This is a genomic window from Streptomyces sp. NPDC127097 (genome assembly GCF_042724075.1).
In the GTDB taxonomy this organism is placed as follows: Bacteria; Actinomycetota; Actinomycetes; order Streptomycetales; family Streptomycetaceae; genus Streptomyces.
In genome coordinates this window covers 1-14,545 of sequence record NZ_JBHXFI010000102.1, presented here as the reverse complement: position 1 = coordinate 14,545, position 14,545 = coordinate 1, and the positions used below count along the sequence as shown (strand labels likewise).

16 protein-coding genes are annotated in these 14,545 nt (G+C 71.7%); 4 read left to right on the top strand and 12 right to left on the bottom strand.

Translation table 11 applies throughout. From position 1 onward, the window contains the following. Window positions 1-388 precede the first annotated feature (388 nt). Together ACFWJW_RS37035 and ACFWJW_RS37030 are read right to left on the bottom strand one after the other, a co-directional pair. Window positions 389-1,456 carry an asparaginase gene (locus ACFWJW_RS37035; RefSeq protein ID WP_387249633.1) on the bottom strand — a complete coding sequence of 356 codons (1,068 nt, stop codon included), beginning with the start codon at window positions 1,454-1,456 and terminating at the stop codon, window positions 389-391. Between the two features lie 49 nt (window positions 1,457-1,505). Beyond that, on the bottom strand, window positions 1,506-2,051 hold the full coding sequence (locus tag ACFWJW_RS37030) for an ABC transporter substrate-binding protein (RefSeq protein ID WP_387249636.1): 546 nt from the start codon (window positions 2,049-2,051) through the stop codon (window positions 1,506-1,508). Window positions 2,052-2,418: 367 nt separating this feature from the next. On the opposite strand from ACFWJW_RS37030, the gene dtd reads away from it, so the two are divergent. After that, a complete protein-coding gene (gene dtd / locus ACFWJW_RS37025) occupies window positions 2,419-2,844 on the top strand; it encodes a D-aminoacyl-tRNA deacylase (RefSeq protein WP_387249630.1) in 426 nt (141 codons plus the stop codon). Between the two features lie 74 nt (window positions 2,845-2,918). Here dtd and ACFWJW_RS37020 read toward each other — a convergent pair whose 3' ends face one another. The 3 genes from ACFWJW_RS37020 to ACFWJW_RS37010 all read right to left on the bottom strand — a co-directional run bounded on the left by ACFWJW_RS37020 (window position 2,919) and on the right by ACFWJW_RS37010 (window position 5,080). Then, a complete protein-coding gene (locus ACFWJW_RS37020) occupies window positions 2,919-3,899 on the bottom strand; it encodes a YgfZ/GcvT domain-containing protein (RefSeq protein WP_387249626.1) in 981 nt (326 codons plus the stop codon). A gap of 31 nt (window positions 3,900-3,930) precedes the next feature. Continuing rightward, window positions 3,931-4,368, bottom strand: a complete 438-nt coding sequence (locus ACFWJW_RS37015) for a Fur family transcriptional regulator (RefSeq protein WP_018089712.1) — start codon at window positions 4,366-4,368, stop codon at window positions 3,931-3,933. Between the two features lie 124 nt (window positions 4,369-4,492). Continuing rightward, window positions 4,493-5,080, bottom strand: a complete 588-nt coding sequence (locus tag ACFWJW_RS37010; protein WP_387249621.1) for an FABP family protein — start codon at window positions 5,078-5,080, stop codon at window positions 4,493-4,495. A 286-nt stretch (window positions 5,081-5,366) separates the two neighbouring features. On the opposite strand from ACFWJW_RS37010, the gene ACFWJW_RS37005 reads away from it, so the two are divergent. Continuing rightward, on the top strand, window positions 5,367-5,732 hold the full coding sequence (locus ACFWJW_RS37005) for a DsrE family protein (protein ID WP_190146464.1): 366 nt from the start codon (window positions 5,367-5,369) through the stop codon (window positions 5,730-5,732). A gap of 27 nt (window positions 5,733-5,759) precedes the next feature. Here the strand turns inward: ACFWJW_RS37005 and ACFWJW_RS37000 are convergent, their stop codons facing one another. The 7 genes from ACFWJW_RS37000 to ACFWJW_RS36970 all read right to left on the bottom strand — a co-directional run bounded on the left by ACFWJW_RS37000 (window position 5,760) and on the right by ACFWJW_RS36970 (window position 10,435). Further along, entirely contained in the window at window positions 5,760-6,047 is a 288-nt protein-coding gene (locus tag ACFWJW_RS37000; protein ID WP_362834062.1) for a DUF3099 domain-containing protein, read from the bottom strand. Between the two features lie 185 nt (window positions 6,048-6,232). Beyond that, window positions 6,233-6,520, bottom strand: a complete 288-nt coding sequence (locus ACFWJW_RS36995; protein ID WP_006603933.1) for a DUF1416 domain-containing protein — start codon at window positions 6,518-6,520, stop codon at window positions 6,233-6,235. A gap of 49 nt (window positions 6,521-6,569) precedes the next feature. Further along, the gene (locus ACFWJW_RS36990; protein WP_387249615.1) at window positions 6,570-7,415 is read right to left on the bottom strand and encodes a sulfurtransferase; all 846 of its coding nucleotides are present in this window, start codon (window positions 7,413-7,415) and stop codon (window positions 6,570-6,572) included. 211 nt (window positions 7,416-7,626) lie between these two features. Continuing rightward, on the bottom strand, window positions 7,627-7,734 hold the full coding sequence (locus ACFWJW_RS36985; RefSeq protein ID WP_350252853.1) for a putative leader peptide: 108 nt from the start codon (window positions 7,732-7,734) through the stop codon (window positions 7,627-7,629). 226 nt (window positions 7,735-7,960) lie between these two features. Then, window positions 7,961-8,662 (bottom strand): DUF2993 domain-containing protein, encoded by a 702-nt coding sequence (locus tag ACFWJW_RS36980; RefSeq protein ID WP_387249610.1) that lies wholly within the window; start codon window positions 8,660-8,662, stop codon window positions 7,961-7,963. 182 nt (window positions 8,663-8,844) lie between these two features. After that, window positions 8,845-10,179 (bottom strand): hypothetical protein, encoded by a 1,335-nt coding sequence (locus ACFWJW_RS36975; RefSeq protein WP_387249607.1) that lies wholly within the window; start codon window positions 10,177-10,179, stop codon window positions 8,845-8,847. A 10-nt stretch (window positions 10,180-10,189) separates the two neighbouring features. Continuing rightward, window positions 10,190-10,435, bottom strand: coding sequence for a MoaD/ThiS family protein (locus ACFWJW_RS36970; RefSeq protein ID WP_042146978.1), 246 nt, complete (start codon window positions 10,433-10,435; stop codon window positions 10,190-10,192). A 205-nt stretch (window positions 10,436-10,640) separates the two neighbouring features. On the opposite strand from ACFWJW_RS36970, the gene ACFWJW_RS36965 reads away from it, so the two are divergent. After that, window positions 10,641-12,374 carry an ABC transporter ATP-binding protein gene (locus ACFWJW_RS36965; RefSeq protein ID WP_387249605.1) on the top strand — a complete coding sequence of 578 codons (1,734 nt, stop codon included), beginning with the start codon at window positions 10,641-10,643 and terminating at the stop codon, window positions 12,372-12,374. Further along, complete coding sequence (locus ACFWJW_RS36960; RefSeq protein ID WP_387249599.1) at window positions 12,371-14,389, top strand: ABC transporter ATP-binding protein; 2,019 nt, start codon at window positions 12,371-12,373, stop codon at window positions 14,387-14,389. The genes ACFWJW_RS36965 and ACFWJW_RS36960 overlap by 4 nt, the downstream gene beginning before the upstream one ends. Window positions 14,390-14,545: the final 156 nt, after the last annotated feature.

The window sequence follows — 14,545 nt, the reverse complement described above, 5'->3', positions numbered from 1 at the left end:
AGGACCGGAGCAAACACCGGGGCAATCAATCCCACGCACCCGCGTCGCCCGCGCCGAGGACGGGCCCCGGTGCGTCCCCTCCGACCCCCGCGGCACCCACGTAACCCGCAACGGCGCCAGCCACAACGGCGCCGCACCAAACAACGCACGGCGACCAAACAGGCGCGCCAGCCACCACGGCGCCGCACCAAGCGACGTACGGCGACCAAACAGGCGCGCCAGCCACCACGGCGCCGCACCAAACAACGCACGGCGACCAAACAGGCGCGCCAGCCACCACGGCGCCGCACCAAACGACGTACGGCGACCAAAACAGGGGCGCGGGGAACTGCGCGATCAGCCACAACAAACCCGCAGCCAAAAACGAGACGCAGCCCCCCAACGCCCGTCAGAACGAAGCCCGAACCTCCCCCACCCGCGTACCGCCCCCGAGGAGCGGCGCGTCCTCAAGGCGGGTGAGGACCGGCGCGTCGACGCCCATGAGGCGAAGGGTGCGGGCGAGGACAGGCCCGAGCGTGCGGGTGGCGCCGTCGTCGATCTTGAAGGCGAGGGCGCGGCCATCCGGAAGGGCCAGGGCCTGCACGGCCTCGGCGCCCATCTTGGAGAGGGTGCCGGGGAGGGCCCGCATCAGCCAGGTGTCGGGGCGGCGGGTGCCGGCGACGTACTCGGGGTGGGCGCGCATCGCGTCGGCGACCCGCCGCTCAGGGCTGCCCGGCTCGGCCATGACGAAGTGCCGGAAGGCGCGCGCCAGCCCGGTCAGCGACAGCGACAGCAGGGGCGCCCCGCAGCCGTCCGTGCCGACATGGGCGACGTCCTCGCCGCTCGCGGCGCGGACCCCGTCGGCGACCAGCTGCTGTAGCGGATGGACCTCGTCGAGATACGTGGCGAGCGGCCAGCCGTTGAGCGCGGAGGCGGCCAGCATCGCGGTGTGCTTGCCCGAGCAGTTCATGGTGAGGCGGTCGCGGACCCGGCCAGAGGCGAGGTAGGACTCCGCCTCCTCGGGGTCCAGCGGCAGGTCCGCGGGCGTCTGGAGGTGGTCGGCGGTCAGGCCGTGCTCGGCCAGCATGGTCCGTACGAGATCGAGGTGGAACGGCTCGCCGGAGTGGCTCGCGGCGGCCAGCGCCAGCCGCTCGCCGGAGAGGTCCAGACCCGCCCGCAGCACCGCCGCGGCCTGCATCGGCTTGTTCGTGGAGCGCGGGAAGACGGGCGCGGTCACGTCGCCCAGCGCCCAGTCCACGCTGCCGTCGGCGGTGAGCACCACGAGGGAGCCCCGGTGCCGCCCCTCGACGAAGCCGGAGCGGACGACCTCGGCGAGGACGGGGGAGGCGGCAGACGGAACGGAGGAAGCGGGGGAAGCGGAGGAAGCGGAGGAAGCGGAGGAAAGCGCGGCCGCCGGGGAATCCGGGGACAGGGCGGATTCCGAGGTCGGCTCGGATATGGGGGTGGGCGAGGTCATCGTCGGCCTTCCGGGAATGACCCGCGCCCCCCAGAGGCTTGTGGCCCGGTCAGGACAGCAGGTCGTCTACTTGCGCTTCACCTTCACGGTACCTGCGGGCAATTTCGGCACTGCAATCGTCGGTGGTGCGCTGCAACGACTGACGGCGCCGGGACACCTGCTGCTCGTAGCGGATCAGCCGGCCCATCGCGTCGTGCAGCTCCTGGTCCGTACGCGCGGTGAGGTCGGACAGCTCCACCTCGCCCAGCATTTCCTCGGCGAGCCTGCGGTATTCCTCGCTGTGCGGCGTACCGAGCGTCACATGCCGGGCGGAGGAGCGGTGCCGCGACGGCAGGTCGGTCAGGATCTCCGGGAGCCGGTCCAGCAGCGGTGACTGCTGGGCACTACGGCGGGCGATCTCGGCCCGCAGGATGTCGATCCGGCCCTGCAACAGCCGCCGCAGATAGCTGAGATCGGCCTCTTCCTGCTGGGAATCACGCCGTACGACGCGCAGCTCGGGCAGCCCCAGGCCGGACAGGTCGGGGGTGGTGGCCGGCAGGCAGTGGTCGCGCTGCTGCGGGGGGCGGGGGTGCTGCGCCTGGCCTGCCTGGAGCATGGGGCCGTCCTCGGTGCCGGGGGGCTCGACGCGAGCCGTCGCTGTGGTGGTCGTCAGGGCGGTGGGGGGTGGTGGGGTGGCGGGCGCCGGATGTGCGGAGTCGGTCGCGGGGGCGGTCGATGTGGTCCGTCCGGTCGGTGTCGTACGGGCGGTTGGTACGGGACCGGGTGTCTGTCCGGCGCCGAGAGTGTTCATGAATCGTGTCCCCTCGTCCGGTGCCGCGTCCTGGGCATGTTGTCCATGAAACGCACCACGTGCACGCATCGTGCCACTCTGGGCGGTCCTTCCGCAGGGCCATGGCACCCGAACGGCCCCCGTGGGGGCACGGCTGTCCGAAGGTGGTTGGCCGCCCGGCATGATGGCGGGTATGCGAGCTGTGGTGCAAAGGGTTGACGGTGCCCGCGTCGAGGTGGCGGGCGAGACGGTCGGGGAGATCGTCGGTGAGGGGCTGTGCGTGCTGGTGGGGGTCACGCACGAGGACACGAAGGAGAAGGCGGCGCAGCTCGCCCGCAAGCTGTGGTCGGTGCGGATCCTTCAGGGCGAGAAGTCCTGCTCGGACACCTCGGCGCCGCTGCTGGTGATCAGCCAGTTCACTCTCTACGGTGACGCCCGCAAGGGCCGCCGCCCCACCTGGAACGCCGCCGCACCGGGGCCGGTCGCCGAGCCGCTGGTCGACGAGGTCGTCGCGCAGCTGCGGGCGCTGGGCGCCCATGTGGAGACCGGCCGCTTCGGTGCGTCCATGAAGGTGTCGCTGACGAACGACGGGCCGTTCACGGTGCTCGTGGAGGTCTGAGGCCACTCCGGCGGTCGGGGCCGGACAAGGTCCTGCCCCGCGCGCCGGGGGGTCCGCGCCGGAGCCGCGGGCCCCTACGGCTCCACGACGACCTCCTGCGAAGCCGCCGTGCTGCCCGCCATCAACGGCGCGTCCACCGGCACATTCCGCTTGACCAGGGCCAGCGCGATCGGGCCGAGCTCGTGGTGGCGGGCCGAGGTGGTGACGAAGCCGAGCTGCCTGCCCTCCTCGCCGTCCGAGGCGAGGCGGACGGGGGTGCCGTGCGGCGGCAGATGGACCTCGCTGCCGTCCAGGTGCAGAAAGACCAGCCGGCGCGGCGGCTTGCCCAGGTTGTGGACCCGGGCGACGGTCTCCTGGCCGCGGTAGCAGCCCTTCTGGAGGTGGACGGCGGTGCCGATCCAGCCCAGCTCGTGCGGGATGGTGCGGTGGTCGGTCTCCAGGCCCAGCCGGGGGCGGTGGGCCTCGACGCGCAGCGCCTCCAGGGCCAGCACGCCGATCGCGGGACCGTGGTCCGCGGCGAAGGACTCCAGGTCGGCGCGGGGCAGGAAGATGTCGCGGCCGTGCGCGGTCTCGCGTACGACGGCGTCCCCGGGGACCTCGGCGATGGAGCCGGCCGGGAGGTGGACGACGGCGATCTCGTCGGTGCGGTCGACGACCTCGACCCGGTAGAAGAACTTCATGCTCTCCAGGTAGGCGATCAGTGCCTCCTGGTTGCCGGGTTCGGTGTGCATCCAGGTCGTCTCGCCGTCGTCGACGAGGGAGACCGCATGCTCGATGTGGCCGTGCGCGGACAGGATCAGCGCCTCGGTGGCATGGCCCGGCGGCAGGTCGCTGACGTGCTGGGTGAGCAGCAGATGCAGCCAGCTCAGCCGCTCGGGGCCGGTGACGGTGACCACGCCACGGTGCGAGAGGTCGACGAAGCCGGCGCCGTCGGCGAGGGCACGCTGCTCCCGGAAGAGGTCGCCGTAGTGCGCGGCGACGCCTTCGTCGGGGGCCTCGGCGGGGACGGCGCCGGGCAGCGACAGCAGGGGGCTGGCGGTTGAAGGTCGCGGCATGGGGCCAGCCTACGACTCGGGGGCGACCGCCTCAGCCGTCGCCCTCGGCCGCCTTGGCGCGGCAGGCCGCACAGCGCCCGAAGATCGCGAAATGCTTCATATCCGTCTCGAAGCCGAATTGTTCGCGCAGCATCGCCGTGAACGGTTCGGCCACCGACAGATCCGCCTCGATGACCTCCGTGCAGTCCCGGCACACCAGGTGCATGTGGTGGTGGCGGTCGGCGAGGTGGTAGGTCGGGGCGCCGTGGCCGAGGTGGGCATGGCTGACCAGGCCCAGCTCTTCGAGGAGTTCCAGGGTCCGGTAGACCGTGGAGATGTTCACCCCGCCCGCCGTCTTGCGCACCTCGGTGAGGATGTCGTCCGGGGTGGCGTGCTCCAGCCTGTCCACAGCCTCCAGCACGAGCTGACGCTGCGGGGTCAGGCGGTATCCGCGCCTGCGGAGGTCGCTCTGCCAGTCGGTGGTCACCACACCGCCAGTGTAGAAGGGCGGGCGCCGGGTGTCCGCAGGCCGCCGGGTCGGCCGCCCGCCCGTAGGCCGCGCGGACCGCGGGCCAGGTTGCCGGCCGGGGAGAGCGGGACTCTCCCCGGGGTGCTCACGGGTTGTAGGGCGTGCCGTCCGGACGGAAGAAGGAGACGCCGTCGGGCATGTCGTCGGGCAGGCTCTCCGCCCACTCCTTGAGGTCGGCGACCTTCTTCAGATGCGCGGACATGTACGGCCGCAGCGGGACGTCCGGGGTGGCCTTCTCGCCGACCCACATCAGGTCGCTGTTGACGTAGCCGTAGAGCCGCTTGCCGCCGCTGTACGGGCCGGAGGCGGCGGTGCGCGCGATGGCGTCGGTGGCCAGGTCGATCTGCGGCTTCTGGTCGGCCAGCTCGCCGTACCAGACCTCCACCACGCCCTGGTCGCGGCACATCACGATCTCGACCTTGCGGTCCGCGTCGATGCGCCAGTAGCCGCTCTCGGACTCCAGGGGGCGAACCTTCTTGCCTTCGGCGTCGAGCACCCAGCTGTGCGAGGTGTACTCGAGGAAGTCACGGCCGTCGTGGGTGAAGCTGACCTCCTGCCCGAAGTTGCACTTCTCGGTACCGGGGAAGTCGGCGACGCCGGCGCCCTCCCAGTTGCCGAGGAGGAAGGCGAGCGGCACCAGGGCCGGGTTCAGGTCGGACGGGATCTCGATCATGAGAGCTCAGACGATCTATAGAGAGGGGGACCGCCGGGGGCGCGGGCGGCGCTCCGGCGAAGGGTGGCGGTGACAGGCGCGCTCAGCGCTGGCCCTGGTAGAGCTTCTTCCAGGTCAGACCGGCGAACGCGACGACGGCGACGCCGACCAGGACCAGCAGTGTGGTGAAGAATGCCTCAAGCACGAGCGCGCCCCTTGACGAGTGAGGGTGTAACGGACCGCCTGCGAGTCTAGTCGGCGGCGGTGACAGCGGCGCTGTGAGGTCCGCCGCGCCTACTCTTGCCTCATGGCGAAGAAGCTCGTGATCAAGGTGACGGCGGGCGCGGACGCGCCCGAACGGTGTTCGCAGGCGTTCACGGTGGCGGCGGTGGCGGCGGCCAGCGGCGTCGAGGTGTCCCTGTGGCTGACCGGGGAGTCCGTGTGGTTCGCGCTGCCGGGGCGGGCGGCGGAGTTCGAGCTGCCGCACGCGGCGCCGCTGCCGGAGCTGATCGACGGCATCCGCGCGGGCGGCGGGGCGATCACGGTCTGCACCCAGTGCGCGGCGCGGCGGAACATCGAGCAGAAGGATCTGATCGAGGGGGCCGGGATCGCCGGTGCCCAGCTGTTCGTCAGCGAGATCATGCCGGACGACGTCCAGGCGCTTGTCTACTGAGCGTCCGCACCGTGTGGCGGGTCCGGCCTACTGCCGGTGCTTGTCGTCGCCCCGGTCGTCCAGTTCCCGCCACCAGCGGTCGGACTCGGGATCGCCGGACTCGTCCCACCAGCGCTCGCCGGGCTCGCGCCGGTTGCCGATGACGGCCGCGACCGGCGGGATGACCATGGCGACGACGCACATGCCCACCGCGGCCGGGACCGACCACAGCCGCACCACACCCCAGGCCAGGACGAACAGCACCAGGCACACGCCCATCAGGACGAAGTACCTGCGGTGACGGCGCTCTACGGGCGACCGGCGGTGCGCGTCCATGACTCCACGGTAAGTCCGTGCGGGGCCGGACAGAAGTCGGGGCGGGCCCCGGTGCCGGCCGCGCACGGCGCGGAGGGCCGCACCCCCAGTCATGGCGTCCAAACCCCTGGGGTGCGGCCCTCCGGCCGTACGGACGGTGGCGGCGGAATCCGGGTGGCCCGGGGCCGCCGCCACGCGCGGTGCCGTCAGACGGCGATGGCGACCTCCGCCAGTCCGCCCTTCTGGGCGACGACGGTGCGGTCCGCGGTGCCGCCCGGGACGAGCGCGCGCAGCGTCCAGGTGCCCTCGGCCGCGTAGAAGCGGAACTGTCCGGTCGCGGAGGTGGGGACCTCGGCGGTGAACTCGCCGGTGCTGTCCAGGAGTCGGACGTAACCGGTGACGGGCTCGCCGTCGCGGGTCACGCTGCCCTGGATCGTGGTCTCACCGGGCTTGATGGTCGAGGCGTCCGGGCCGCCTGCCTGTGCTCCACACATAGGGGTACTTCCTTGAGGGGTTCGGGGGGGAGAGAGAGAAGCGGCTTGCTTACTTGGCGGCGCCGAGCTCGATCGGCACACCGACCAGCGAGCCGTACTCGGTCCAGGAGCCGTCGTAGTTCTTGACGTTGGTCTGGCCGAGCAGCTCGTGCAGGACGAACCAGGTCAGCGCGGAGCGCTCACCGATGCGGCAGTAGGCGATGGTGTCCTTGGCGAGGTCGACGGACTCACCCTCGTAGAGGGCCTTGAGCTCGTCGTCCGACTTGAAGGTGCCGTCGTCGTTGGCGTTCTTCGACCACGGGATGTTGCGGGCGCTGGGCACGTGGCCGGGGCGCTGCGACTGCTCCTGGGGGAGGTGCGCCGGGGCGAGCAGCTTGCCGCTGAACTCGTCGGGGGAGCGCACGTCGACCAGGTTGAGGTTGTCGATCGCGGCGACGACGTCGTCACGGAAGGCGCGGATCGCGGTGTTCTGCGCCTTGGCCTGGTACTCGGTGGCCGGACGCTGCGGAACCTCGGAGCCGTCGACCAGGTCGCGGGAGTCCAGCTCCCACTTCTTGCGGCCGCCGTCGAGCAGCTTGACGCTGTCGTGGCCGTAGAGCTTGAAGTACCAGTAGGCGTAGGAGGCGAACCAGTTGTTGTTGCCGCCGTAGAGGACCACCGTGTCGTCGTTGGCGATGCCCTTGGCGGAGAGCAGCTTCTCGAAGCCCTCCTGGTCGACGAAGTCGCGGCGGACCGGGTCCTGGAGGTCCTGCTTCCAGTCGATCCGGACGGCGTTCTTGATGTGGTTCTTGTCGTAGGCCGAGGTGTCCTCGTCTACCTCGACGAGAACCACCTTCGGGTCCTCGAGGTGGGCCTCGACCCAGTCGGCGTCTACGAGGACGTCGCTACGGCTCATGATTCTTCTCCTCCGGGGCAGTTGCGGGGGGCAGTGGCAGAGTTGCACTCGGGTATGCCGGGTGCGCGCCGTGGACTTCCGGGCGGCCGTGTGGGGTGTACGGGGCCGACGTGGCGCTGTGCGGGGACAGGGGGGAACGGCCGAGGGGGCCGGCCGGGCGACGCGGACACCCCTGCTCCTGAAGGAGCGCGGGAGAGGGAGCGACGGCCCGTCAGACAGGGCGACAGAGCATGGCGGCGACGCGGCACAGGTCTACTGCCCGCCGCTTCGTCAGGACCGCCCGTCCCCGCGGACGGAGACCGCTCAATGAGCTCTGCATGGCACCGATCGTAGGGACGCGGAGCGGCGCATGTCACCGGCGTGTCGAATAGCGAGACGCGTTTGTCCGTGATGTGAGATGGGAGGGCGTGCGGCGCGGTCACGCACGGGCTCCGGGCGGCCGTACGCCCGTGGGGGGTCTGGCGTACGGACCGGGGTGTCTCAGGAAATGGACGGAGTACGGATCGGCCGGCGGACCGGTGGGGCGGACCGCCGGGGGCGTCCGGTCAGCCGGGAAGCTTGACGTTCTTGCCGGAGGCCGAGATCGAGAGGCCCTCGGACATCGTCACGACCTTGTCCAGCTTCAGGTTGCCGGGCAGCTGGTCCAGCTTCCAGTCGTGGTCGGTCTGGGCGCGCACCTTCGCCTCACAGCCCGGGAGGGCCCGGCACATCCCCGGGAGCCCGTCGGCCCGCAGCCGGACGGTGTCGCCGCCCACGATGGTGATGGCGCCGGTCACCTCCAGCGAGCTGAGGACCGGGATCTTCGGCGAGATCTTGACCTGGCTGCGGCCGTTCTTCTGCCCGCCGAAGCTGATCTTGACGCCGCCGCCCGCCGCCTTCGTCAGGTCGGCGTAGGTGATCCGGGCGTTGCCGGTGGCCGAGGCGGCGCTCTCGATGGAGGTGTAGTCGCTGGTCAGCCCGACGTCGAAGAAGTGCGCCGACAGCTGGTCGATGCGCAGCGAGCGCCCCTGGGCACGGGCCTCGATGCCCCCGAGGTCGGCGTCCACCTCCTGGAGGCTGCGGCCCGCGACCTGGGTCAGGAACGGGAAGCCCTTGATGGCGACGGTCGGGGTCCGGTCGAGCCCCTGGCTGCCGCGGATCTTCTCCGCGGCCTTGTCCTCGGCGAGCCCCACGGCCACCCGGTCGGCGGCCACGAACAGCCCCCCGAGTATGACCACGAGGACCAACAGCACGCGTAGTGCACGCATCGAACCACTACCCCCACACTGGGCCGGATTACGGCCGACTCGTCCATGCAGGCCCCCTGCCTGCGCTCCGGGGGAGCCTAGACGACGGGCTCCGGCAAACGGGAGCGGCGGCCGCCGGACGGCACATGATGCGCCACCGGCGGCCACCGCTCCGTTTCACCTCGCGCACGGCCCGCTGTGGGTTACCCCAGCGCCCGCCCCAGGACGTACACCGCGGGTGCGGCCAGGGCCAGCGGCAGGGCCACCCCGGCCGTCAGGTGGACGAAGCGGGAGGGGTAGTCGTAGCTGGCCACCCGCAGGCCGATCAGGGCGCAGCCGCCGGCCGCCAGCCCCAGGAGCGCACCGGACGCCCCCAGGCCGGTGAGCTGCCCGGCCGCGATCCCGGCGCCCGCGGCGGCGACCAGCGCGATGCCGGCCGAGGCGACGGGGGGCAGCGGCAGCGCACGGGCCAGGGTGGCCACCCCGACCGCGGCGGCGCCGACCGTCACCGCGTGCGGGCTCGCCGCGAGCTGCCCGGCGGCCAGCACCACCAGGGCGGTCGAGGTCAGCCCCGCGGTCAGCGCGTACATCCGCTCGTCGGCGCTGCTGCGGTTGCGCAGCTGGAGGACGAGGACGAGCAGACACCACACCCCGAGCGTGCCGATGCCAACCAGGGGCGCGCTCGCGGGTTCGGTGGCCAGCAGGGCGACATCGGTGGTGAGCCCGGCCAGGAAGGCCAGCGCGATGCCCTGGCGGGCCGGCCACATGCCGTTGAGCCGGAACCAGCCGGCCGCGGTGACGGCCTGGAGCAGCGCCACCGGCACGGCGAGCACCGGACGGGCCAGCGGCGCGGTCAGCGCCAGCAGCAGCGCCAGTCCGGCGGTCAGCGCGGCCGGCTGCACACCGGGCGGGATGATCGGCGAGCGGCCCTCGGCGCGGGCGCGCTGGTTGGCCGCGAGCGGTGCGCTGGAGACCACCGCGGCGGCCGGTGCGGGCGCGGCGGGCGCCGGCCTGGCCGGCTGGGGGTGCCGGCGGGCGTACGGCTCCTCGGCCGGTGACGCGGTCTGGTGCTGCGGGGGCAGCGGCGCGGGCTCGGCGTGCGGGGCGCGGTAGCCGTCCTGGCCGTGCGGCGGCTGCGGCGCCGGCCGGGCGTGCTGCGGCTGTCCGTGCTGCGGCTGCCCCTGCTGCGGCTGTCCGTACCGGGGCTGCTGTCCGTACGCCTCGTACCCGTACGGGTCCTGCCCGGTCCGGCCGCGCCCGTAGGGGCCGGGCCCCGGCTGCGGCACCGGGCCGGGGGCCTGCTGCTGCCGGTAGGGGTCAGGGGCCGGCTGCCGGCGGTACGGCGCCTGCGGGTCGTACGGCTGCTGCGCCGCGGGCTGCTGCGCCGGTCGCCCGTACGGATCCGGGCGGCCATACGGGTCCGGCCGGCCGTACGGATCCTGCGGGGCGTACGGCTCCTGCTGGGCGTAGGGATCCTGCGGCGCATACGGGTCGTGCGGCTCGTAGGACGGTCGGTGCTGCGGCTGGTGGTCGCTCATGGTCGTCTGTTCACCCTCCCGCGAACGGCGGCAGGACCTCGACGGTGCCGCCCTGGGCCAGCGGCACCGCACCGTGGTCGCGGGTGCCGACCGGATCGCCGTCCACCAGGAAGGAGCAGCGCAGCAGGACGCGCGCGAACTCGGGGTTCGCGGCATGCGCCGCGCGTGCCGCGTCGAGCGCCTCGGCGAGCGTCGCCGCCGCGTACGGCTCTTCTGCCGTGCCTGCGGCGGCCTTGGCCGCGGCCCAGTAGCGCACGGTGCCAGTTGTTGTCACGGCGGCCTCTTCGTCGTGTCGGTCGGGGGGCTTCCGTGGTGGCGGAGACCCCGTCGTTGCCGCCTCCATGATGGCGTACGCGGCGGCCCCTCCGGTTCCGGGCACATTCCGGCAACGGGACAGGAACGGGAGGGGCAGAACACGAAAATTCGATTGCCGAGGGCAAGTGTTCGCCTAGGCTCACGGTGTGTTGGTCCGACTAGCGCGGGCGCATTTGCGGCCCCACAGGCGCTCGATATCCCTGATCGTTCTGCTCCAGCTGATCCAGACCCTGGCCACCCTCTACCTGCCCACCCTCAACGCCGACATCATTGACAACGGTGTCGTGAAGGGGGACACGGGCTACATCCTGCGCATCGGCGGCTTCATGGTCGCCGTCACCCTGCTCCAGATCGTCTGCGCGATCGGCGCCGTCTACTTCGGTGCCCGTACGGCGATGGCGCTCGGCCGGGACATCCGCGCCGCGGTCTTCGACCGGGTGCAGTCCTTCTCCGCCCGCGAGATGGGCACCTTCGGCGCGCCGTCGCTGATCACCCGGACCACCAATGACGTCCAACAGGTCCAGATGCTGGTGCTGATGACGTTCACCATGATGGTCTCGGCGCCGATCATGTGCGTCGGCGGCGTCATCATGGCGCTCAACCAGGACGTGCCGCTGTCCGGCCTGCTCCTGGTCATCGTCCCGGTCCTCGGGATCCTCGTCTCACTGATCGTGCGCCGGATGCGTCCGCTGTTCCGCGGGGTGCAGGAGCGCATCGACACCGTCAACCGCGTGCTGCGCGAGCAGATCACCGGCATCCGCGTCATCCGCGCCTTCGTCCGCGACCGGCACGAGCGCGAGCGGTTCGCCGGGGCCAACACCGGTCTCTACGAGATCTCGCTGCGCGCCGGCCGGCTGATGTCGATGATGTTCCCGCTGGTCATGCTGATCGTGAACCTCTCCAGCGTGGCCGTCGTCTGGTTCGGCGGGCTGCGCATCGACAGCGGCTCGATGCAGATCGGCGCGCTGACCGCGTTCCTCAGCTACCTCATGTACATCCTGATGTCGATCATGATGGCGACGTTCATGGTGATGATGCTGCCGCGCGCCGAGGTCTGCGCCGAGCGCATCCAGGAGGTGCTGGCGACCGACTCCAGCGTCACCCCGCCCCAGAACCCCGTCACCGAGCTCCGCCGGCACGGCGAACTGGAGCTGCGCGGCGTCGAGTTCCGCTTCCCGGGCGCCGAACAGCCGGTCCTCAAGGACATCTCGCTGCTCGCCCGCCCCGGTGAGACCACCGCCGTCATCGGGTCGACCGGCAGCGGCAAGTCCACCCTCCTCGGGCTCGTCCCCCGCCTCTTCGACGCGACCGGCGGCACGGTCCTGGTGGACGGTGAGGACGTCCGCACCCTCGACCAGGAGACCCTGGCCACGGCCATCGGCCTGGTCCCGCAGAAGCCGTACCTCTTCTCCGGCACCGTCGCCACCAACCTGCGCTACGGCAACCCCGACGCCACCGACGACGAGCTGTGGCACGCCCTGGAGACCGCCCAGGCAAGGGACTTCGTCGAGCGGATGGAAGGCGGCCTGGACGCGCCCATCGCACAGGGCGGCGGCAATGTCTCCGGCGGCCAGCGCCAGCGGCTGGCCATCGCCCGCGCCCTGGTACGGCGCCCCGAGATCTACCTCTTCGACGACTCCTTCTCCGCCCTGGACTACGCGACGGACGCCGCGCTGCGCGCCGCCCTCGCCCGCGAGACCGACCGGGCCACGGTCGTGATCGTCGCCCAGCGGGTCTCCACGATCCGCGGCGCCGACCGGATCGTCGTCCTGGACGAGGGCCGGGTCGTCGGCACCGGCACCCATGCCGAGCTGATGGCCGGCAACGAGACCTATCGGGAGATCGTGCTCTCCCAGCTCACCGAGCAGGAGGCGGCATGACCACCGCGGACAAGGGGCCGGCCCCCCGGGACGGGGCCCCGGCGGCCACCGGGGAGACACCCCCCAAGGCCCCACCGCGCGGCCCGGCACCGGCGGCCGGCCCCGCCCGGATGATGGGCGGCCAGCCCACCGAGAAGTCGATGGACTTCAAGGGCTCCGGCAAACGGCTGCTGGCCCAGATGCGGCCGGAGGCGGGCATCATGACCGTCGCCCTGCTGCTGGGCGCGCTGAGCGTGGCACTGACCGTCGTGGGCCCCAAGGTCCTCGGCCACGCCACCGACCTGATCATGGCCGGCATCATCGGCCGGCAGCTGCCCGACGGGCTCACCCGGGCCCAGGCCGCCGCCCAACTCCGTGCCCACGGCCAGGACGGGCTGGCCGACATGATCGGCACGATGCCGGTCGTCCCCGGCCACGGCATCGACTTCGGCACCGTCGGCCAGGTCCTGCTCTGGGTCACCCTGATCTACGCGGCCGCCTCGCTCTTCGGCTTCGTCCAGGCCAGGATCGCCACCCGGGTCGTCCAGCGCGCCGTCTTCCGGATGCGCGAACAGGTCGAGGAGAAGCTGGCCAGGCTGCCCCTGAGCTACTTCGACCGGCAACAGCGCGGCGAGGTCCTCTCCCGCGCCACCAACGACATCGACAACATCCAGCAGACGCTCCAGCAGACCCTCAGCCAGATCGTCGCCTCGCTGCTGACCATCGTCGGCGTCCTCGCCATGATGTTCTGGATCTCCCCGCTGCTGGCGCTGGTCGCCCTGATCACGGTCCCGGTCTCGGTCGTCGTCGCCACCAAGGTCGGCAAGCGCGCCCAGCCGCAGTTCGTCCAGCAGTGGAAGACCACCGGCAAGCTCAACGCGCACATCGAGGAGATGTACACCGGCCACAGCCTGGTGAAGGTCTTCGGCCGCCAGCGGGAGTCCGCCGAACTCTTCCGCGAACAGAACGAGGCCCTCTACGCCGCCGGGTTCAAGGCCCAGTTCATCTCCGGGATCATCCAGCCCGCGATGATGTTCATCGGCAACCTCAACTACGTCCTGGTGGCGGTGGTCGGCGGCCTCCGCGTCGCCTCCGGCGCCCTCTCCATCGGCGACGTCCAGGCATTCATCCAGTACTCCCGGCAGTTCAGCCAGCCGCTCACCCAGGTCGCCTCGATGGCCAACCTCGTCCAGTCCGGCGTCGCCTCCGCCGAGCGGGTCTTCGAACTCCTCGACGCGCAGGAGCAGGACCCCGACCCCGTCCGGCCCGCCCGGCCCGAACGCATCGAGGGCCGCGTCGAGTTCGAGGACGTCTCCTTCCGCTACGCCCCCGACAAGCCGCTCATCGAGGACCTGTCGCTGGCCGTCCACCCCGGCCAGACGGTGGCGATCGTCGGCCCCACCGGCGCCGGCAAGACCACCCTCGTCAACCTCCTGATGCGCTTCTACGAGGTCCGCGGCGGCCGGATCACCCTCGACGGCACCGACATCGCCGCCATGTCCCGCGAGGAGCTGCGCGCGCACATCGGCATGGTCCTCCAGGACACCTGGCTCTTCGGCGGCACCATCGCCGAGAACATCGCCTACGGCGCCCCCGCGGGCACCTCCATGGACAAGATCGTGGCGGCCGCCCGCGCCACCCATGTCGACCGCTTCGTGCGGACCCTGCCGGACGGCTACGACACGGTGCTCGACGACGAGGGCAGCAATGTCTCCGTCGGCGAGAAGCAGCTGATCACCATCGCCCGCGCGTTCCTCGCCGAACCGGCCATCCTCGTCCTCGACGAAGCCACCAGCTCGGTCGACACCCGTACCGAGGTCCTCATCCAGCACGCGATGGCCCAGCTCCGCACCGGCCGCACCAGCTTCGTCATCGCCCACCGCCTCTCCACGATCCGTGACGCGGATGTCATCCTCGTCATGGAAAACGGGGCGATCGTGGAACAGGGGCCCCATGAGGCCCTGTTGGCCGCCAACGGTGCGTATGCGCGGCTTTATGCGGCGCAATTCGCCGAGCCCTTGGCCGAGGCCGGCTGAGGCCCACGTTTTCGGCTGGCCCGCCGTGGTTGTTGCTCGCCGTTGCTGCCCCACGCCCTTCAGGCAGGGGGGGGCCCCCACCGGCCAACCACCAACAACCCCCCCCGCCCAAACCCCCCCCGGGTCGGAACCCCCGCGGCGCCCCCCGCAGGGGCC

Bases quoted from the DNA above. Each gene is read 5' to 3' on its own strand.
- ACFWJW_RS37035 (WP_387249633.1), bottom strand. From the start codon at position 1,456: ATGACCTCGCCCACCCCCATATCCGAGCCGACCTCGGAATCCGCCCTG.
- ACFWJW_RS37030 (WP_387249636.1), bottom strand. From the start codon at position 2,051: ATGCTCCAGGCAGGCCAGGCGCAGCACCCCCGCCCCCCGCAGCAGCGC.
- dtd (WP_387249630.1), top strand. From the start codon at position 2,419: ATGCGAGCTGTGGTGCAAAGGGTTGACGGTGCCCGCGTCGAGGTGGCG.
- ACFWJW_RS37020 (WP_387249626.1), bottom strand. From the start codon at position 3,899: ATGCCGCGACCTTCAACCGCCAGCCCCCTGCTGTCGCTGCCCGGCGCC.
- ACFWJW_RS37010 (WP_387249621.1), bottom strand. From the start codon at position 5,080: ATGATCGAGATCCCGTCCGACCTGAACCCGGCCCTGGTGCCGCTCGCC.
- ACFWJW_RS37005 (WP_190146464.1), top strand. From the start codon at position 5,367: ATGGCGAAGAAGCTCGTGATCAAGGTGACGGCGGGCGCGGACGCGCCC.
- ACFWJW_RS37000 (WP_362834062.1), bottom strand. From the start codon at position 6,047: ATGGACGCGCACCGCCGGTCGCCCGTAGAGCGCCGTCACCGCAGGTAC.
- ACFWJW_RS36995 (WP_006603933.1), bottom strand. From the start codon at position 6,520: ATGTGTGGAGCACAGGCAGGCGGCCCGGACGCCTCGACCATCAAGCCC.
- ACFWJW_RS36990 (WP_387249615.1), bottom strand. From the start codon at position 7,415: ATGAGCCGTAGCGACGTCCTCGTAGACGCCGACTGGGTCGAGGCCCAC.
- ACFWJW_RS36985 (WP_350252853.1), bottom strand. From the start codon at position 7,734: ATGCAGAGCTCATTGAGCGGTCTCCGTCCGCGGGGACGGGCGGTCCTG.
- ACFWJW_RS36980 (WP_387249610.1), bottom strand. From the start codon at position 8,662: ATGCGTGCACTACGCGTGCTGTTGGTCCTCGTGGTCATACTCGGGGGG.
- ACFWJW_RS36975 (WP_387249607.1), bottom strand. From the start codon at position 10,179: ATGAGCGACCACCAGCCGCAGCACCGACCGTCCTACGAGCCGCACGAC.
- ACFWJW_RS36960 (WP_387249599.1), top strand. From the start codon at position 12,371: ATGACCACCGCGGACAAGGGGCCGGCCCCCCGGGACGGGGCCCCGGCG.